This is a genomic window from Bradyrhizobium sp. 31Argb (genome assembly GCF_043638955.1).
Taxonomy (GTDB): Bacteria; Pseudomonadota; Alphaproteobacteria; order Rhizobiales; family Xanthobacteraceae; genus Bradyrhizobium.
Genome location: NZ_JBEGDB010000054.1, coordinates 18,007 through 37,044 on the forward strand (window position 1 = coordinate 18,007; position 19,038 = coordinate 37,044).

General features: G+C 61.6%; 16 protein-coding genes and 3 pseudogenes. 11 read left to right on the plus strand and 8 right to left on the minus strand.

The features are described from left to right. Positions 1-229: 229 nt before the first annotated feature. Positions 230-646: pseudogene (locus AAFX91_RS13555) on the plus strand (DUF899 family protein); the annotation flags it as partial. Positions 647-770: 124 nt separating this feature from the next. On the opposite strand, the pseudogene AAFX91_RS13560 reads toward AAFX91_RS13555, so the two are convergent. Then, a pseudogene (locus tag AAFX91_RS13560) lies at positions 771-1,478 on the minus strand (hypothetical protein); the annotation flags it as partial. On the opposite strand from AAFX91_RS13560, the gene AAFX91_RS13565 reads away from it, so the two are divergent. Continuing rightward, positions 1,390-3,492 carry a PQQ-dependent dehydrogenase, methanol/ethanol family gene (locus tag AAFX91_RS13565; protein WP_394566829.1) on the plus strand — a complete coding sequence of 701 codons (2,103 nt, stop codon included), beginning with the start codon at positions 1,390-1,392 and terminating at the stop codon, positions 3,490-3,492. The pseudogene AAFX91_RS13560 and the gene AAFX91_RS13565 sit on opposite strands and share 89 nt — an antisense overlap. A gap of 197 nt (positions 3,493-3,689) precedes the next feature. Continuing rightward, on the plus strand, positions 3,690-4,484 hold the full coding sequence (locus AAFX91_RS13570) for a thioredoxin family protein (RefSeq protein ID WP_165420995.1): 795 nt from the start codon (positions 3,690-3,692) through the stop codon (positions 4,482-4,484). 16 nt (positions 4,485-4,500) lie between these two features. Here the strand turns inward: AAFX91_RS13570 and AAFX91_RS13575 are convergent, their stop codons facing one another. Beyond that, the gene (locus AAFX91_RS13575) at positions 4,501-5,031 is read right to left on the minus strand and encodes a DUF992 domain-containing protein (RefSeq protein ID WP_394566822.1); all 531 of its coding nucleotides are present in this window, start codon (positions 5,029-5,031) and stop codon (positions 4,501-4,503) included. A 213-nt stretch (positions 5,032-5,244) separates the two neighbouring features. Between AAFX91_RS13575 and AAFX91_RS13580 the strand changes: the two genes are divergently transcribed. Next, positions 5,245-5,505 (plus strand): hypothetical protein, encoded by a 261-nt coding sequence (locus tag AAFX91_RS13580; RefSeq protein ID WP_349017004.1) that lies wholly within the window; start codon positions 5,245-5,247, stop codon positions 5,503-5,505. Positions 5,506-5,668: 163 nt separating this feature from the next. Here AAFX91_RS13580 and AAFX91_RS13585 read toward each other — a convergent pair whose 3' ends face one another. Further along, positions 5,669-7,219 carry a serine hydrolase domain-containing protein gene (locus AAFX91_RS13585; protein ID WP_394566823.1) on the minus strand — a complete coding sequence of 517 codons (1,551 nt, stop codon included), beginning with the start codon at positions 7,217-7,219 and terminating at the stop codon, positions 5,669-5,671. Between the two features lie 245 nt (positions 7,220-7,464). Between AAFX91_RS13585 and AAFX91_RS13590 the strand changes: the two are divergent. From AAFX91_RS13590 to AAFX91_RS13600, 3 genes and pseudogenes are all read left to right on the plus strand, one after another. Further along, positions 7,465-7,971, plus strand: a pseudogene (locus tag AAFX91_RS13590) (selenium-binding protein SBP56-related protein); the annotation flags it as partial. A gap of 77 nt (positions 7,972-8,048) precedes the next feature. Next, complete coding sequence (locus AAFX91_RS13595) at positions 8,049-8,642, plus strand: hypothetical protein (RefSeq protein ID WP_245475712.1); 594 nt, start codon at positions 8,049-8,051, stop codon at positions 8,640-8,642. A 151-nt stretch (positions 8,643-8,793) separates the two neighbouring features. After that, positions 8,794-9,963: a LysM peptidoglycan-binding domain-containing protein gene (locus tag AAFX91_RS13600; protein ID WP_245475710.1), complete on the plus strand. Its 1,170-nt coding sequence runs from the start codon at positions 8,794-8,796 to the stop codon at positions 9,961-9,963. 43 nt (positions 9,964-10,006) lie between these two features. Here the strand turns inward: AAFX91_RS13600 and AAFX91_RS13605 are convergent, their stop codons facing one another. The 3 genes from AAFX91_RS13605 to AAFX91_RS13615 form a co-directional block, all read right to left on the minus strand. After that, positions 10,007-10,972, minus strand: a complete 966-nt coding sequence (locus tag AAFX91_RS13605) for an alpha/beta hydrolase (RefSeq protein ID WP_394566824.1) — start codon at positions 10,970-10,972, stop codon at positions 10,007-10,009. A 385-nt stretch (positions 10,973-11,357) separates the two neighbouring features. Continuing rightward, positions 11,358-11,750: a c-type cytochrome gene (locus AAFX91_RS13610; RefSeq protein ID WP_349017005.1), complete on the minus strand. Its 393-nt coding sequence runs from the start codon at positions 11,748-11,750 to the stop codon at positions 11,358-11,360. Positions 11,751-11,933: 183 nt separating this feature from the next. After that, positions 11,934-12,101: a hypothetical protein gene (locus AAFX91_RS13615; protein ID WP_165420992.1), complete on the minus strand. Its 168-nt coding sequence runs from the start codon at positions 12,099-12,101 to the stop codon at positions 11,934-11,936. Positions 12,102-12,358: 257 nt separating this feature from the next. On the opposite strand from AAFX91_RS13615, the gene AAFX91_RS13620 reads away from it, so the two are divergent. The 4 genes from AAFX91_RS13620 to AAFX91_RS13635 all read left to right on the plus strand — a co-directional run bounded on the left by AAFX91_RS13620 (position 12,359) and on the right by AAFX91_RS13635 (position 16,302). Further along, a complete protein-coding gene (locus AAFX91_RS13620; RefSeq protein ID WP_394566825.1) occupies positions 12,359-13,045 on the plus strand; it encodes a cyclase family protein in 687 nt (228 codons plus the stop codon). 50 nt (positions 13,046-13,095) lie between these two features. Further along, positions 13,096-14,106: a Bug family tripartite tricarboxylate transporter substrate binding protein gene (locus AAFX91_RS13625; RefSeq protein WP_394566826.1), complete on the plus strand. Its 1,011-nt coding sequence runs from the start codon at positions 13,096-13,098 to the stop codon at positions 14,104-14,106. A 114-nt stretch (positions 14,107-14,220) separates the two neighbouring features. Beyond that, entirely contained in the window at positions 14,221-15,096 is an 876-nt protein-coding gene (locus AAFX91_RS13630; protein WP_394566827.1) for a GNAT family N-acetyltransferase, read from the plus strand. Between the two features lie 114 nt (positions 15,097-15,210). After that, the gene (locus AAFX91_RS13635) at positions 15,211-16,302 is read left to right on the plus strand and encodes an amidohydrolase family protein (protein ID WP_394566828.1); all 1,092 of its coding nucleotides are present in this window, start codon (positions 15,211-15,213) and stop codon (positions 16,300-16,302) included. Between the two features lie 64 nt (positions 16,303-16,366). Here the strand turns inward: AAFX91_RS13635 and AAFX91_RS13640 are convergent, their stop codons facing one another. Both AAFX91_RS13640 and AAFX91_RS13645 read right to left on the minus strand, forming a co-directional pair. Then, complete coding sequence (locus tag AAFX91_RS13640; RefSeq protein WP_130577414.1) at positions 16,367-16,876, minus strand: MarR family winged helix-turn-helix transcriptional regulator; 510 nt, start codon at positions 16,874-16,876, stop codon at positions 16,367-16,369. A 327-nt stretch (positions 16,877-17,203) separates the two neighbouring features. Continuing rightward, positions 17,204-18,784, minus strand: coding sequence for a porin (locus AAFX91_RS13645; RefSeq protein WP_130577413.1), 1,581 nt, complete (start codon positions 18,782-18,784; stop codon positions 17,204-17,206). Positions 18,785-19,038 lie beyond the last annotated feature (254 nt).

Consider the following 19,038-nt stretch of genomic DNA (forward strand, 5'->3'; position numbering starts at 1 on the left):
CCAATAATGCGTCAGTGATACTTCTGCTTCTGGGCCCTAAGCCACATTCGAATTGACGCCAGAAATGCCTGCCTCGCGCATGGCGGCTGCAATCAGCGACTCGAACCGAGTAGCGCCACACTTGTAACTCTCACCGTTCGATTTCCGCTGCCAAGCCTGCGGCGAATGGAAACGCGCCTCGCGCCACGAGGCGCCCGAATTCGCCCAAATCCAGGAGGTTTCAGGAGCCATGAACACATCGACAGAAAGCGGACGGAAAGGCGGCCAGTCGGCCATGCACATACCACCGGTCGTGTTGCCGCACGAGTGGGAAGCGGCGCGCAAGCAGTTGCTTGTAAAGGAGAAGGCGCAGACGCGCGCCCGTGACGCGCTCGCCGCCGAGCGCCGGCGCATGCCGTGGATGGCCGTGGAAAAGGCGTATGCGTTCGAGGGGCCCGCGGGCAAGGCCACTCTGCTCGACCTGTTCGGCGGCCGGCGTCAGCGCATCGTCTATCGCGCCTTCTTCGAGCAGGGCGTGTTCGGCTGGCCCGACCACGCCTGCCGGGGCTGCTCCATGGTGGCCGACCAGGTTGCCCACCTCGCCCATCTGAACGCCCGTGATACCACTCTCGTCTTTGTCTCACGCGCGCCGCAGGCAAACACCGCGACCGCGGGCCCGTCTTCAACATAGCCGTTCGACAGATAAAATCGGCGGGCGGTCTCGGTGCTGACAACTTGCACCGATCGTTGCCTCGTTCAGCGGCTCGCGCCTCCAGTGCGCGCAACAGGGCGCGGCTAACTCCCCGAAACCGTGCATCAGGCGATACATAGTTAAGGCCGATCCTTCCCACATCGGTTACTGAACCGACCGCGAGAATGTCGCCATGTTCGATGGCCACCAGCACTGAATTGTCGGGTTGCTTGACCCAAGCGCGGAAGTTCTCATGGGTCTTGTTGCCCAACCATCGCGCCAGGATAGAGGGATCGTTTCGATGGTCAGCTTCGCAAAGCTCCGCGATCGACCACTTCAACACGATACAGCCGGCAATCGCGTCCTCTGGCAAGGCGTCTCGTATTTGCATTCGGCAACTTTGGCATTGAGCCAACACCCCGGCAATAGGTTGCCACTGGCCCGCTTCGGACCGCGCGGTCCAAGTCACCTTCCGCCATGTGTTGGCCGCTCGCCTACAACTGCAACCTTTTTTTGGGAGACTGAAATCGTGCAGTAGCGGGAGACAGTTTGAATGCGCCCTATCGACCAACGCAAGCCGTGGGCGCGGGCATCGCTTCTCGGTGAGCGCGCAAGCACTCGTAAGCCAGGGACCACACGTGGCGCTATCAAACGTAGAGAGTGAATCGCTGGAGACGACGCCGGGATATCGGTTCAAGATCCAGAGCTCCTCCAGTAACATAAAAGTTGTTCTTGCAGCTCTCCTTGGTCTTTCCCTCCCTTTCAACGCGTCGGCGCAGAGCGTCACCAACGCGACGCTCGACCGCATCAAGGCGAGTACCTCGGCGGTCGACAGCAACTTTATCAAGGCAAACGCGACAATATCCAAGGATTGGCCAACCATCGGCCTGGACTACGCGGAAACGCGGTTCAGCAAGCTCGATCAGATCAACACCGACAACGTGAAGAACCTTGGCTTGGTCTGGAGCTACAATCTCGAATCGTCGCGGGGCATCGAAGCAACGCCCGTCGTCGTCGACGGCATCATGTATCAGTCAGCGTCTTGGAGCGTGGTCCATGCCATTGACGCGCGGACCGGGAAAAAACTCTGGTCGTTCGATCCAGGTGTCGACCGGTCAAAGGGCTATAGGGGCTGCTGCGACGTGGTCAACCGTGGCGTCGCCATTTACAAGGGCAAGGTATTCGTGGGGGCCTATGACGGGCGCCTGATCGCGCTCGATGCCGCGACCGGCGCGAAGGTCTGGGAAAAGGACACGCTGATCGACCACGAGCACTCCTACACCATCACGGGCGCTCCACGCGCGTTCAACGGCAAAGTCGTGATCGGCCAAAGCGGCGCCGAGTACGGTGCGCGCGGCTATGTCACGGCGTACGACACCGAGACGGGTAATCAACTCTGGCGCTGGTTCACTGTGCCCGGGGATCCATCGAAGCCGTTTGAGGACGCTTCGATGGAAGCCGCGGCCAAGACGTGGGACCCGGCAGGCAAATACTGGCTCAATGGTGGCGGCGGCACTCCGTGGGACACGATCACGTTCGATCCCGACCTGAACATGGTCTATGTCGGCACTGGAAACGGCGGTCCCTGGAATCGCAAAATCCGTAGTCCGTCGGGCGGCGACAATCTCTACCTCGCCTCGCTTGTCGCGCTCAACGCCGACACAGGCCAATATATCTGGCATTACCAGGAGACGCCCGGCGACAATTGGGACTACACGTCAACCCAGCCGATGATCCTCGCTGACATTGTGATCGACGGCGTACTGCGTAAGGTGATCTTGCACGCGCCGAAGAATGGTTTCTTCTTCGTCGTCGATCGTACCAACGGCAAGTTTATCTCGGCGAAGAACTTCGTCGATGTGAATTGGGCGACGGGATACGACGCCAACGGGCGGCCCATCGAGCTACCGGCTGCGCGCGGTGACGATCCATACGACTCCATTCCCGGGCCAGACGGAGCTCACAATTGGCACCCAATGTCGTTCAATCCCCAGACCGGCCTCGTCTACATTCCAGCGCAGCACCTACCGCTTAGTCTGACGCCGGAAAAGTCGTTTACGCAGAATGCAGCTACGCCGGGAAAGCTTGGCTCCATATTGGGTGGGAATGTCGGCGTCGTTTTCAACAGCACGCCTCCGAAGTCGTCTGCATTTGGACGACTGCTCGCTTGGGATCCGGTGCATCAAAGGGAAGTCTGGCGAGTCGAGCACGTGTCGCCGTGGAACGGCGGTACGCTGACCACCGCGGGCAACCTGGTTTTCCAGGGGACAGCGGATGGCCGCTTCGTCGCCTATGACGCAGCAACGGGAACCAAGCTGTGGGAAACTCCGACCGGCACCGGCGTGGTCGCGGCTGCCGCAACTTACATGATCGATAACACACAGTATGTTTCGATTGCGGTCGGCTGGGGCGGCGTTTTCGGCATTGCTCACCGAGTGACCGAGTACCAGAACCCGGGAACGGTCTATACATTTGCGCTGGGCGGCAAGGCGAAGCTGCCGGAGTTCGTGAAGTATCAGACCGAGGGTCTCCTGCAGGGAGTGAAGTACGATCCGAAGGATGTCAAGGAAGGCGGTGACATCTATGTCGCGGCCTGTGCAGGCTGCCATGGTGTGCCTGGTGTCGACCGCGGCGGCAATATAAGAAATCTCGGCCACGTTCGCGCCGAAGAGATCGCCAATCTGAAGGACATCGTCTTCCACGGCCCGTTCCGCGACAAAGGCATGCCTGATTTCACCGGCAAGCTGACGGAAGCGGACGTTGTGAAAATCCAGGCCTTCATACAGGGTACTGCGGACACCGTCAGGCCGAAGCGCAATTAACTGAGCTGAATAACGCTCAAGCCATGGTGCGTCCGCTGTCAACTCGAACCAAATAGCGCCACACTTGTTACTCCCACCGTTCGATCTCCGGTGCCAAGCTGGCTCATGACCAACGACGAGCCATGAGCGGCGAATGGAAACGCGCCTCGCGCCACGACGCGCGAGAATTCGGCCAAATCCAGGAGGTTTCAAGAGCCATGAACACATCGACAGAGTACGGACGGAAAGGCGGCCAGCCCGCCATGCACGCACCACCGGTCGTATCGCCGCAGGAGTGGGAAGCGGCCCGCCAGCAGTTGCTCGCGAAGGAGAAAGCACAGACCCGCGCCCGTGACGCGCTCGCCGCCGAGCGCCGGCGCATGCCGTGGATGGCCGTGGAAAAGGCGTATGCGTTCCAGGGGCCCGCGGGCAAGGCCAGCCTGCTCGACCTGTTCGACGGCCGGCGTCAGCTCATCGTCTATCGCGCCTTCTTCGAGCCAGGCGTGTTCGGCTGGCCCGACCACGCCTGCCGGGGCTGCTCCATGGTGGCCGACCAGGTCGCCCACCTCGCCCACCTGAACGCCCGTGACACCACCCTCGTCTTTGTCTCACGCGCGCCGCAGGCGGACATCACGCGGCTGAAGGCGCGGATGGGATGGCAGATGCCATGGTTCACCATCACGGACAGCTTCGACGCCGACTTCGGCGTGAACGAGTGGCACGGCACCAACGTGTTCTACCGCGACGATGACCGCGTGTTCCGCACCTACTTCATCAACAACCGCGGCGACGAGCAGATGGGAGGCACCTGGAACTACCTCGACATCACGCCGCTGGGCCGGCAGGAGGTCTGGGAGGACTCGCCCGAAGGCTATCCCCAGACCCCAACCTACAAGTGGTGGAACTGGCACGACAACTACGTCGCCGACGCCGCGCCCGACAAGAAGTGGGTCGAAGTGTCCGATGCCGGAGAGAAGGCATTCCGGAACACGGACGCCGGCACGAAGCCATGAGCCGGGCCTATACCAGTCACTGAGCCCTGCGCCGGGCGGGCGGCGCAGCGGCCGGCCGCAGCTCCATGTTGGAGACGCCCGCGGCAATGTTCAGGCCGGTCTGCGCCTGCACGGACACCGGCTGCAAGGTGACCGTGCGGTCCGAGCCTCCGACCAGGACGTTGGCGCCCACGCCGGCGCCAACTGTGCCGCCGGCGGTCGCACCCACATAGGTTCCCGCCAACGCGCCGCGGCGCAGTGTTGTCGGCGCAAAAACTGCCCATGCCAGTTGGCCGCCGGACGTGGCGCCAATGTCGATTCCGAGCGTGCTGACGGTGCCATCATAAGGCTCGCGTGCCCTGCCCTTCGCCGACGTAAGGATGCAGCTCAGTTGCCGCTGTCCCCCGACGATCATTCCAACCCCAGGTGATATGCTGCAGGTGAGCGTGCCGACCTTCGTTCGCCCGGCCTCCTGTGCCGTGGCCGGGACGATGCCGAGCGCGAGCCCCAGGACGCATGCGGTTGCGAAACCGTTCAGCGTTGTTCTGTTCAGCGTTGCTTTGTTCATAGGCGGCCTTCCATTGACGCATTCCGATGGCCCCTCAACGCGGCCAATATCGCGATGTTCCCGCTCCTCGCAAAGTCGAGATGCAAGTGCGTTCGGAAATCGCTGCGTGAGACATCGCAACCGTGATTGACCTCATTTGCTTGCCCGCGACTGCAAGCTCACGATGAACAGGTGTTCATGAGCGTGACCAAATGGTCACGGAAGTTTCGTTGAATGGCCTTGCCGATCGCCTACGTTTCTTTCGAAACGGGAGGACTTTCCATGAAGCAGTCGCAGCATCTCTTGGATAACGCGGTGATCTGTTCAAAGCTTGCAAAGCGCACAACTGACAAACAGACGAAAACTTACTTCAAGCGCTTGGAAGATTCCTGGAGGGCCCTGGCGCGCGAGCAAGACTGGCTCGATGGAGAAATCACTCCGGTCGAAATATCCAGGCTCGGCCGCCGGACCGGCGTCGCGCAGTCCCTGTCGTGACGCTGAACGGACCGAATCGGCTCCTTGGTCGGCGAGATAGTCATGACCGTCTCGTCGACCAAACCGACGCGAATACCCACTTCCGATATTCGACGGACACATCGCGCGGCTTGGGGCGCTCCATCTGTTGCAGGATCGGGCCCGCCCTCGCAGCGGGCTGCATTTACTCGGTGCTCTCGCCTTGCAGCTCCGCCTTGAAGCCATCGGTGTTTTCGAAATTCACCTTCACTTTGTCGCCGTCGAAGGTCAGCGCCCAGGTCTGGATTTCGCCATGGCCCAGGATCCGGCGCTCCATCACAAACGTATCTTCGTTGGTCCAGCGTCCTCTTGCGGCATTGATCCCATACTGCGCCGGAGGGCTCTTGCGATAGAATCCATCTAGGCCGACCAATCCTGTAAACCGGCCGTTTCCCTTGTCGGTATAGGTCGTGAGGACCCATGAGGAATCCGACTCGTAGAAATTCAGCGTGAAGCTTTTCAACCGCAGCCTGTTGTCGAAGAAATGATACACCTTTCCCGAAACCGCCTTGGCCAGCTCTGGCGTGCCGCCGATGGCGCATGGTTTTTCCGTCGCGGCTCGACGTATCGCTTCAGTCAACAACGCCTTGGCGATGGGATCCTCGAGCAGCGGCTTATCGGATTTGACCGCGTTTGAAATGTCGTCGATCAGCCCGGAGGCCGAAAAGAATTCGGTGTCCCGCAGGGCTCCGGTCATAACGACGATAACATCGAGCCTCGGTATGATGAGGATCAATTGCGAATGCCGGCCGCGCGCCATGTAGGCGCCCTTTTCGGGATACGACCACCACAGGTTTCCGTAGCGGAATCCAAACGTCGCGGCCACGGGCCCGGACTTCGCCCTCTCGACCCATGAAGCCGGGATAAGCTGTTTTCCTTCCCACTGCCCGTTGTGAAGATACAGGTATCCGATCCTGGCCATATCGTGAGGCGCGAGATACAGGCCCGCTTCGCCGTCCGACACACCCTGCGCATCCACATTTCCCCATCGGGCGCTGTGGATGCCCAGCGGTTCGAACAGTTCCTTCTTTGCAAAATCAAGGGCGCTCTGCCCGGACTTCCTGTTGATGAGCGCGGACAGCAGATACGGGTTGCCACCATTGTAGTTGAAACTGGCGCCGGGCGCGCCAGCCATCGGCTGGTTCAGCACGAAGGCTGTCCGATCGGGGCTTTCGTACATCTTCATGATTGTCTCGCCGGGGCGATAGGCCTTCTCCAGCCATTCGATGCCCGATGTCATGTCGAGAAGGCTTTGCACCGTCATCGCCTTTTTCCGGTCATCGACGTCCTGGATTTGCTTGTCTGAAAACAGATCGATGACCGGGTGATCAACGCTATCAAGGTCGCCCTTTTGCAGCTCAATAGCGGTCAGCGTGCCGACGACGCTCTTGGTCACTGATCTCAAATCGTGGCTGACCCCGGCGATGTACGGAGCGTAGTAGACATCAGCTACGATCTTTCCGTGGCGAATGATCGTCAGGCTGTCCTGCTGATAAGTGCCGACGTGCTCTATCAGCCGGACAAGACTCGCCGAGTCCATCCCCTGTTCTTCGGGGCTCGACGTCTGCCAGGATTTTGTCGGCCAGAGGACTTCCCGGGGACCTTCATCGTCAGTTGCCGCAGCGGGCCGGTTGAATGCGCCAAAGGACTGCAAGCTCGCGACTAACGCGACAAGCGTCAGCATTTTGAAACGCATTGGACCCTCCCGGTTCACGCCTGTCGCCGAACTCGGCTTTTATCAATCATAGATTGAAATCCGGGTGAGATCGAGCCCGAATGAACGCAGGCTCGGCTCTTAGCAACCAACCTTCGAATTGACGACGGAAATGGCTTAGGGATTATCAAGTTCGAGCCTCGTAGCCCGGGTGGAGCGCCAGCGTAACCCGGGTGTTTGCATCAGCGTGTGCAAGTGGCCCCGGGTTACGCTGCGCTTCACCCGGGCCCGCCGAACCCGCGCCAAAGGAAAAACTGCCGCCGTTGTTGCAGGGCTTTGGCGCGGTGCCGCCGCTGGTGACCGACATCGATCTGTCGATGGACGATCGCTTTCTCTACGTCGCCTGCTGGGGCACCGGCGAGATGCGCCAATACGACGTCCGCGATCCCAGGAAGCCGAAGCTTGCCGGCTCCGTGCATGTCGGCGGCATCGCGCGCCGCACGCCTCATCCCAACGGAAAGGCTTTCGCCGGCGGTCCGCAGATGGTCGAGATCAGCCGCGACGGCAAGCGGGTGTACTGGACCAACTCGCTCTACTCGAGCTGGGATGACCAGTTCTATCCCGACGGCGTGCCGGGCGCGAAGGTGATGGCCAATGTCGGGCCGCAGGGCGGACTGGATCTCGCCCGCGATTACTTCGTGAGCTTCCCCGATGGCTACCGGGCGCATCAGATCCGCCTTGAAGGCGGCGACTGCTCGACGGACTCCTTCTGCTATCCGTCGGTCTGGAATTGAACGAAGCAGGTTCGCCCATCCTCTGGCTCTGGCTTGGCATCGTCGCGAGCGGCCTCTATCACGGGATCAATCCCGGCATGGGCTGGCCGCTCGCGGTCGCCGCGGGCCTGATGGAGAAATCCCCGCGCGCGCTCGTCAGTGCGCTGTTGCCGCTGTCGGTCGGTCACCTCTTGGCGATGCTGCTGGTGCTGCTGCCGTTCGCGCTCCTGATCGCGCTGGTGGAGTGGCAGCGCCCGATCCAGGCCGGCGCCAGCCTGCTCGTCATCGCCTTCGGCGTCGCGCGACTGCTCAGGCCTCGCCATCCCCGCGCGCTAGCACGGATACCGCCGACACAACTTGGCCTGTGGTCGTTCGCGGTCGCGATCGCCCATGGCGCCGGGCTGATGATCGTGCCGCTCTATCTCGGGCTTTGCCTGCCCTCCGGCATCCATGATGGCCATGAGGCAGCGGCAGGCGTCGTCAACCAGAACCTCGCCATGGCGCTGCTGGTCGCCCTGGTCCACACCGCAGCCATGATCAGCGCCGGCGGATGCCTGGCGTGGCTGGTGTATCGTTATCTCGGCGTGAGGTACGTGGCGAGAAGCTGGTTCAATCTGGAGACGGTCTGGGCGGTGAGCCTAGTCCTGGTTGGGGCCATTGCACTCGCGATCAATCTGGCGGATTGGCACTGAGGAAGCGCCGATTAGGTCAGCCCGGCTGACCAATCCGCAACGCTACTTAACGCTACTTGAAGGCTACTTGATGGACCGAACAGATGGGAGCACTGTTCCCGCCATGCTGCGCCTCGCGCCATCAAGCGATTCGGCCAAACGGATGAACATCATGAGCGCCACGTCGATAAGCCGAATGGTCGTGCCGATGCTGGCATTTGCCATTGCCGGCGTCGTCGCGCTGTTCTTCCTCATTCCTCCCGCGCGGCAAACGCCACCGGTCGACACCAGCTCTGCCACGACTTCTGCGCCTGCAGCGCAGGATTCGGCATCGGGCAAGCGCGATCAGGCACCATCGGCTCTGTCGGCCCTGCAATCGGAGGCTGCGAACCTCGCAACGGCGCTTACCGGCCTGCCTCCCGCGCCGGGTAGCAGCGAGGGCACGCCCGAGTTCGACGTCGTCCGCATCGAACCAACAGGCGAAGCCGTGATCGCGGGCCGCGCGACGCCGGGTGCGACGGTGGAGTTGCTCCGCAACGGCGAACTGCACGATCGCATCGTCGCCGATCAATCGGGACAATTCGCAATGATCCCGCGCCCGCTGCCGCCGGGGAATTACGATCTAACCCTGCGCGTCAAGCAGCCCGACGGCAAGGAGACCGCGTCCAAGCAGAGCGTCGCGGTGGCGCTCGAGCCCGCCGGGAAGGAGCAGCCGATCGTGGCGCTGATAGCGCCGGATAAACCTGTGAAGGTCCTCTCGCAGGATCCGGCCCCGACGCCGGGAGCGGAGCGCGCGATCGTCGTGGAAGCGGTCGAGACCGAGCCGGGCGGAAAGCTCCGTGTCAGCGGTCGCACACACCCCGGCGCCGCGGTGAGGCTCTATCTCAACGACAGCTTTGTCACCGCCGTGACGTCGGACGACAACGGACGTCTCTCGGTCGCGATCAATGCCGGCGTAGCGGCGGGCAATTACCGGATCAGGCTGGACGAGGTGGAGGCTGCTTCCGGCGCCGTCCGCGCGCGTGCCGAGGTGCCGTTCAACGTTCCGGGCACGCTGACGACCGCCTCCTTGCCGGCGCAGGCCAAGCCCTCGGAAGCCGCCGCGACCAAGCTGGCCGCTGCCCAGACGACCGCTCCGTCCGACAAGGGCTCACCCTCCGCCGTGGTGGTGCAGAAGATCACGACCGCCACCGTCTCCCGCGGTGACAGCCTCTGGCGCATCAGCCAGCGCGCGTTCGGCGCAGGGCAGCGCTATGCTGTCATCTACCGGGCGAACAAGGAGCAGATCCGCAATCCCAACCGGATCTATCCCGGCCAGATCTTCGTCGTGCCGACGCACTGAAACCGATCGAGCATGATCCGATTGGACGGAATCGGATCATGCTCTAGCGATGAAAAGCGGACCGAAGGCCGTCGGACACGCGCTGAACTAGCACCGTCCCCGCATCGAGCACGCCTGCGACCAACAGCAGCCCGTGAATCATCCCTGGCCAGCAATAGTGGTCGATCGGAACCCCGGCGTCGCGGAGCCTGGCGGCGTACGCGTTTCCCTCGTCACGCAACGGATCGAATTCGGCAGTGATGATCAATGCCGGCGCCAACCCCGCGAGATCAGTCGCGTAGGCAGGTGAAACCCGTGGATCGGTGCGATCGATGCCTGGCGGGAGATAAGCATCATACCAATCGAGCATATCGTCTCGCCGCAATCCGTACGTGCCGGTCCCAAGTTCTTGCCAGGATTTGCTCGATACCGTCGTATCCAGGTTGGGATAGAGCAGAACCTGCATGCTCAAGGGCAACCCTTCGGTTCTTGCCTTCTGTGCGACCCATGCCGCGAGCAATCCACCCGCACTGTCGCCTCCCACTGCGATGCGTCGCGGATCGACATTGATTTCAGTTGTACGGCTCAACCACTGTAGCGCAGCCCAGACATCCTCATTCGCCGCCGGGTAGGGATGCTCCGGAGCTAACCGGTAGGCCACCGACACGACCAGGCAAGCGGCGCGGTTTGCCAGCGCAGCAAGAGCGGTATCGTAGTTGTCCAGACTTCCAGCGACAAAGCCGCCGCCGTGACAGTACAGCAGCGCTGGCGCAGGAAGCGCGAGTTCTCGCTGGGGTATATAGACACGTGTCATCAGCTTACCGGGAGCACCGGGAATGAAAGCTTCCCTCATCCCGATTGGCTCGGGCGGGAACCCGAGTTGAGCGATGCTGGTCATTCTCGCGCGTACAGCGGCGATCTTTTCGCCAGCGGAAAGGGTCGTCCCCAATGTTAGCGTCCCAGCGGCGTGCAATTTCGCCAGAAGCTCCGCGACTTGTGGATCGAGAGTGGCATGCGTATTACCGTTCACTCGCGCTTCCTTCATATGGTGGTGAATGCTCCGCGCGGTACGCCACGCAGTGAGGCGACGATAATCCAAGGCTCAAAGGATTGTGCGCGAAAAAGCGTTACCGCCGTAGCGTGTTCCGGATCATGATCCGATCAATCGGATCATGATTTCATCGCTTTGCCCGCGCATGATCTCCGCGCTAACGCTTCGGACTTCTCGCTTGAGCATGATCCGGAACAGTGGAGACCGGTTTTCCCTCGCGACAAACGCGAAGCGTTTGCGCGGAGATCATGCTCAAACAAAGAGCTAGAGCGGGATGACGCTTCGAAGAAAAGTCATCACCTCTAGGCGAAACCGGTTTCCACTTTTCCGGAGCATGCTTGTCGTGCCGGGAAAGTGGCGCGGCTCATTGGCTCGATGACTTCAGGAAGGCAATTATCTTCGCCTTGTCCTCGGCAGAACGGACTCCAGTATAGGGCGTCATGCCGTTGCCCGGCACCAGGGCATCCGGATTTTCGATGAAGCGTCCGAGCTTGTCTTCGTCCCACACGAAATCAGCAGATTGCATCGCCTCGGAGTAGCGATAATTCGGCAATGAGCCAGCCTTCCGGCCGACGATGTTGTGCAGATGCGGACCGACGCGATTGTCACCCTCTTTCGTGGTGTGGCAGGTTCGGCAGGAATTGTTGAACAATTGCTGTCCCGATACGTCCGCGCGCTGCGCCATCGGTTGCCCGGAAGCAAATGACGCGAGCAGGAACGTCGTCCCGCCGAGAGCCTTGATGAACTGCCGCTTCATTCGCTTGACCTCGCGGTGAGACAATGGCGCCACCATCACCGGGATGGTCTGCCGTCAACGCCCGAACGCTTCGATAGGTCCGCGCCGCCATTGATCGCGCAGGCCGAGTCGGCGCAACGTGAGGGATGGCTTTTCTCACTGCAAGGGCTGGCGCTGACAATACGAGAGGGACGTCCGTGCGCTCTACGCCTTGATATCGACGGCAACAGCGTCGCGTTCGACCTTGTTCTTGGCCGCGAAAACGTCAAGGACGGCTTCGTTGATGATACGAGGAGGGGCCTTTTCCATCTGATGGGCGAGAAGCTGAACCCTCGCCTTCGTCACTTCGACAGGTACGGGGTAGATGAGCATGCTGCACCTCCACCGCAAAAGCTGCGCTTGCAGGTGTTTACGGATTGTAAATGGATGAGGTTAACGCGTCGCAGGCTCGCCGATTCGTTCGCATTGTAATGACGCGTTGAGGGGAGCCTTCACCAAACGTAGGATGGCGGGACCAGGCACGCCGCCGAATGCGCATCGAGGACGTCCGACGCCAAAGGACAAGCTCATTCAGCCGGCCATGCACACATGCCGTTCGTCCGCAGTTCCCACCCAGGAAGGTGCACCTCATGAAGATCGTCGACCTCAGCCGCGAGCTCTATCATCGTACGCCGAGCTATCCTGGCCATCCGCCGATCATACACGGCATGTGGAAGAACCATGAAGAAGCCTTGGCAGAGTCCGGAAATGTGTACGGACTGTCGTCGATGTTCATCTCGATGGCCGATCATGGCGGAACCCATATTGATGCACCGCGGCATTTCGGGCCACGAGGCATATCGATCGACCAATACCCGCTGGAAAAATGCATCGTGCCGGGCATCTGCCTCGACCTGCGGCACATCGCGCCGCGCGCCGAAATCTCGCCCGCTGATCTTCAAACCGCCGTAAAGCAGTCTGGCGTCGGCGTGCCGAAAGGCGGCACGGTGCTGCTATGCACGGGTCATCACGAACGTACCTTTCCGCGCAAGGCCTATTCGACCGACAATCCCGGCGTGAACGTCGCCGCCACGGAGTGGCTCGCCAGCCAAGGCATCGTGCATTTCGGCATCGATTCGATGCGGCCAGGACCTGACAGCGACGTCAATCTGCTGGTGCACAAGGCGTGTCTCGATCTGGACATCACCCACATCGAAAGCCTCTGCAATCTCGAAGCCCTGCTCGGCAAGGGACAGTTCACCTTCATCGGCCTGCCGATGAAGTGGCGCGAAGGCACGGCCTCGCCGATCCGCGCGGTCGCGGTGTTCGACATGTAGAGCGTTGAAGAAAAGTCATCCCGCTTTAGGGACAGAACAGGAAAAGAAAAATGCAGGAGAGGAAACACAAACACCGGTCGCGCCGGGAGATCCTGCGCGCCGGCGGAACGTTCATCGGTCTGGTAACAGGCGCAAGCCTCAGGCCAGGACCGGCCGCCGCAGGAAGCTATCCCGATCGCCCGATCAAGATCATCGTGCCATTCGCGCCGGCGGGGCCGACCGACATCATCGCGCGTGTCCTCGCGACCCATCTCGGCCAGGCAATCGGCGGAACGGCGGTGGTCGAGAACCGTCCCAGCGCGGGCGGCAATATCGGCATCGGGATTGCCGCGCATGCAGACGCTGACGGCTACACGCTGCTCGTCACCTCGAGCGCCTATGTCGTCAATCCCGGACTTTATGCCAGGATCCCATATGATCCGTACAAGGAGTTTGCGCCCATCGCCGAACTCGGTACCTCGCCGAACGTGATTCTGGTGTCCCCCGATCTCGGCGTGACTTCGATCGCCGATCTCGTCTCGCGTGCCAAGGCCGATCCGAACGAACTGAACTATGCGAGTCCCGGCGTCGGAACGACACCGCATCTGTCAGGCGAACTCTTCAAGATCGTCTGCGGGGCCAATATGACTCATGTGCCGTTCTCGGGCGCGGGGCCTGCGATCCAGGCGATCCTTGCCGGAACCACGCAGGTCGCTTTTGCGGCGCTGCCACCGGCGCATCCACATATCAAATCAGGCGCGCTAAAGGCGCTGGCCGTGACCGGCGCGCATCGCTGGTTCGATCTGCCTGACGTTCCGACCATGGTCGAGCTTGGCTACAAGGATTTCATCTCGGACACGTTTCAGGGTTTTCTTGCGCCTGCGAAAACGCCGGCGGACATAATCGAATTGCTTTCGGCCAAGTCGATCGGGATCCTGAAGACGCCGAAGATCGCTGAGCAGTTGCGCAATGATGGCTTCGAGGTCATCGCCAACGGACCCGAGGGCATGAGAAAGCGCATCGAAGACGAAGTCCCGAAATGGCGTGACGTCATTGCAAAGGCCGGCATAAAGCCGGTGTGACCGCGCCGGACGTGAGGACGGCGATTTCGGACCTGGATAGGGCACCGCGCAGAACGTCATCGCAAATCGCCCGTCCGTTTGACAGGACGAGTTATCTGACTAAAGTCAGATATCATGCCGCTCGACCCCATCGCGCGTGTCCGCCGCTTCAACCGTGCCGTCACCTCCGAGGTGGGCGCCCTGGACACGTCCTTTCTCGGGCGCGGACGCCCGCTCGGCAGCGCCCGCGTGCTCAACGCAATTGGGCATGGGCAGTCGGATGTCGCGGCGATCCGCGACTATCTCGGGCTCGACTCCGGCCTGATGAGTCGCCTGCTGCGCGGCCTCGAAGACGAAGGCCTGATCGAGACCGTGCCGCATCCAGAGGATGCGCGCCGCCGCGTCGCCCGGTTGACCAAGGCCGGCCGTTCCGAATTCCGCGCTTATGAAGCGCTCTCCAACGCCCAGGCCAAAGACTTCCTGGCCCGCCACCCGCGGCAGGAAGAACTTCTGCGCGCGATGGACCTTGTCGCTTCCGCGCTCGGGCGCGGCCGCATCATGCTCGAGGAAATGGACCCGAGAAGCGACGACGCCAGATATTGCCTCGACGAATATTATGCCGAACTCGCACGCCGCTTCGAGAAGGGCTTCGACGTCTCGCTGTCGCGCGATCCGGAAGCCATGGACATGATCCGCCCGCGCGGCGCATTCCTCGTCGCGATGTCGGACGGCTTGCCGATCGGCTGCGTCGGACTGAAGGGCGGAGGCGGCGAGATCGCGGAAATCAAGCGGCTGTGGGTCGCGCCATCAGCGCGCGGCCTTGGGCTCGCACGTCGTCTCATGGAGGCCGCCGAGGACATCGCCCGCGAATTGTCCATCAAGGTCCTGCGTCTCGATACGAACAGCGCCCTGCCCGAGGCGCAGCAGCTTTACCGCAACAGCGGCTGGAGCGAGATCGAGCGTTTCAACGACGATCCGTATCCGGACACGTTCTTCGAAAAGCACCTCTGAAAAGAGCGCTCTAACCGCGGTTGCATTTGTGCGCCGCGCACCGGCTGCCTTGCTGAGGCCGCTTTTTCTACCTTACCTTGCGGGCTTCAAAAAATAAAACTGGGAGGAACCCGCGTGACCACCCGTCGAAACTTCTTGAAGGGCGGCGCTGCCGCCAGCATCATGTTCTGCAGTTGCGGTCTGTTGCGGAGCGCTCACGCGCAGCAGCCGGCGCGCCGGACACTGCCGGTCAGTGTCAACGGCAAGCGTGTGAAGACCATCGACGTTCACGCGCATTGCCAGATCCGGGAGGCCGGCGCACTGCTGGGCAACGATGCCGGCAAGATCCAGGTGCCTCCGGTGCGCGGCGCCGAGGAAGCTTTCATCAATCTCGATCAGCGGCTGGCGGCGATGGACGCGCAGGCGGTCGACATGGAAGTGCTGTCGATCAATCCGTTCTGGTACGGCCGCGATCGTGAGCTCGCGGGCTCGATCGTGCAGATGCAGAACGAAAAGCTCGCCGAGCTGTGTGCGTCCAAGCCGGATCGTTTTGCCGCCTTCGCGTCGCTGACGCTGCAGGCGCCCGATCTCGCGGTGAAGGAGCTGGAGACGGCGGTCAGGAAACAGGGGCTGAAAGGCGCAGCCATTGGCGGCATGGTCGAGGGCATGCCGTTTTCCGATCCCAAATTTCACCCGGTCTGGGCCAAGGCTGAAGAGCTTGGCGTCCCCTTGTTCATCCATCCGCAGGGCATCGCGGAATTGAACAAGCATCTCGCCGGTAACGGCTGGCTCTCCAACCTCGTTGCCTACCCGACCGAGACCAGCATTGCGCTGGCGCACCTGATCTTCGAAGGCACGTTCGACCGTTTCCCCGGCTTGAAGATCATCGCCGCGCATGGCGGCGGTTATCTGCCTTCCTATGCGGATCGTGCGGATCACGCCTGCCTGGTCAGCCCGGCCAATTGCAATCCCGACATCAAGCTGAAGAAGCGGCCGACCGAATATCTCAAGCAGATCTATTTCGATTCGCTGGTGTTCTCGCCGGAGGCCATCCGGCATCTGGCCGCGCAGGTCGGCGCGTCCCAGCTCGTGCTGGGCAGCGACTATCCTTATCCGTGGCAGTTGCAGCCGGTCGACCACATCTTCGCATGCACGTCATTGAGCGATGAGGAGAAGGCCGACATCCTCGGCCTGACCGCGGCGAAGCTGATCAACGTCCAGGCGTGATCGTCAGCCGGAATGACGCCGAGCAGCGGGACCAGCGGCTCATCAGCACGTTCGCAGCGAAGGCTCAGACGCTGCGGACTTGTGCTCCGTTCCGACGGATGCGCTCTTCGTCCGGACAATCTCGCCCTGCAAGTTTCCAGAGGCAGGAGAGAATCACCTTTGCCTCGGTTTCGTCGAGCCGCGCCATGACCCTTTTCTGATGGTCCCGGGCGCGCCGTTGCAGCACCTTCACGAGCTGATGGCCGCTCTTGGTAAGGTGGATCTGCCTGACGCGGGCATCTTGCGCGACCTGGGTGCGCTTGGCTAATCCGCGCTGTTCCAGGCTGTTGAGGGTCGGAACGATCCTCGGGCGCTCCACTTCAAGGCTCTTGGCGAGATCAGCCTGGTTGATGCCGGGGTTCTCCGCCACCACCACAAGCACCAGGAATTCCGCAGCCGTTACGTCGGACTCAGCGAAACACTGAAGAATTCCCTCAAAGACCGCCAGTTGCGCCCGGTGGAGGGCATAGCCCAGGGAACCGTCAAGGTAAGACATTTCTGCTGATTCATTATGCTCGCGGGACAGGATGGGCATAACCGACGGCGTCCCCGACTGCTCCTTATGGAAGCGACCCTAGAGCGCCGACAGGGCGCGGAATGCTGCATCGGCCGCCATAGGAAACGCCAGAGCGAAAATCGAAATTCACCGGCTGGTTCTGCATAAAATATGAGCAAATGCGGAACCGGACGCAACAACAATATGTCGCGCGGAGACCATGTCACGTGAACAATATGTCATGCCAAAAGGAAAGACCTCCGGCGGGGCATCGCCGGAGGTCCCTGGAGGTCAACACGAAGAACTGTTTGCGGCAGGTCTCTGTTGACGTTGGTAGAACCGCAGGCGTGCTGCGGCTCTTTGTCCTCAGAAGTTACGCTGCGCGCGGAGCTGGAGCAGGAAGGTATCCTGGTCCTTGAACTCGTAGCGGGCGGCCGGCTTGGGCGCCGACGGGCCCAGGACGGCGGTGCCCTGGAAGCTCTGGTCGAGGTGGAACCACTGGAATTCGGCCGAGAAGGTCAGGTTCTTGACCGGGGTCCAGCGAGTGACCGCACCGAGCTGCGACACGTTGAAGTTCGGGTTGCAGACGAAGTCCGCGCTGACCGCCTTGGCCGGCGTGGTGTAGTTGAGGCACATGAACGCCTTCGCCGCACCATCATACCGGACTGCCGAATAGCTACCGAAGACGCTGGTCGACCAGTAGGGATCCCAGTTGTGGTTGAAAGCGCCGCGGATGCCGAAGGCTTCCGTCAGATGCAGCGATCCGTCGCCGCCGGCCGCGACCGGCAGGTAGACGCCGTCGGTGGTGGCACCGAAGCCGATGCTCTGGTAGGCGCCCGCGCCGCCGCCGCCGAACATCGCGAAGCTCGGCGAGGCTGACGAGGAGGAGATCACGTACTTGGTCGCGCCCTTGGCGTAGCTGACGTCGAACTTGATGTCGTCGCCGGGGCCGGTCGGGATGTTCTTGATGTTCACGCCGATCATCGCCGCGCCACCCCACTTGGTGTCAGGGTGACCGGAAAGCTCGGACGCTCCGGTCGGTGCCGCACCCGGCAGACCCACGCCGCCGGCTGGCGCGCCAGCCGCGTTGAGCGTGTTGTAGGAGCCGCTCACTTCATGCGCCGCGGCCGAAATCTGGAACAGACCCCAAGCCTGGTCGACGCGGATGTTGCCGACCACGTCAGGCGAGTGAACGCCCGCATAGGCGTTGCCCGAGTTGAACGTCGCGTTCAGAGGCAGCGACAGGTTGTAGACCGCGGTGCGATCCCAGACCGTCGGATCGTCCAAGCCGATGCTGGCCGACACGCCGTTGCCGAACTGCGCGGTGTACTGGATGTTGTTCACACCGGTGTCGGTGTTCTGGCCGCCGAGCAGGTTGGAGTTGATGTTGCCCGGGAAGCCCTGCCACGGAGTAGCGTAGGCGGAAGCGGACTTACCAAACGTGAAACCGGCAAACTGAATGAAGACGTATTCGACCGCGACATAGCCGCCGCCGGGAGTGTCGAGCAACTGCGAGCCGGCAACCGGCAGGCCGGTATTGATCGAGTTCGGGTTGTAGGTGCTGCCGCCGAGCGTCGAGAACTGGAAGTCGGCCTGGCCGAAGGTGCGGACCACGCCATATTCGGTGGCGGTGCGGGTATCGATCGTCAGCGCCATACGGGAACGAGCGGCGAAGTAATCGCGATAACGGTTCCCCTGACCGATATCGCCGTTCCACGCCGGCGTGCCATGGATACCGCCGTTGAAGGTGGCGTCCACGCGCAGATAGCCGCCGATCTTCATGCAGGTGTCGGTGCCCGGGATGTACCAGAAGCCGGCGCCGTACAGCGAGCAGACCTTCACATATTCGACGGCCTTCGCCTTCACCGGAAGATCGGCCGCCTGCGCGCCCGCCAGAGTGATGAGGCTTGCGGCCCCACCAAGTACGAATGTCCTAACGACAGTCATTTTATTGCAACCTCCTGATCTGACGGACTGGTGTCAGTCGAAGCGGAACGAGCGGCCTGAGACCCATCGCTCTCGCGTAATGCCCAATTACAAGTGTCCCAAGCTGACGGAAAATTTATCGCGTCGAGCCGACCAGCCCCCTTGCCCGAGCATAAGTAGCGAACTTATTTGTCATGATCTAGGGTCTGTTGGGATTCATCGGGAGTTTATCACGGCAGCGGTCAGATGGATCATGGCTGCGAAGCTTTGATCTG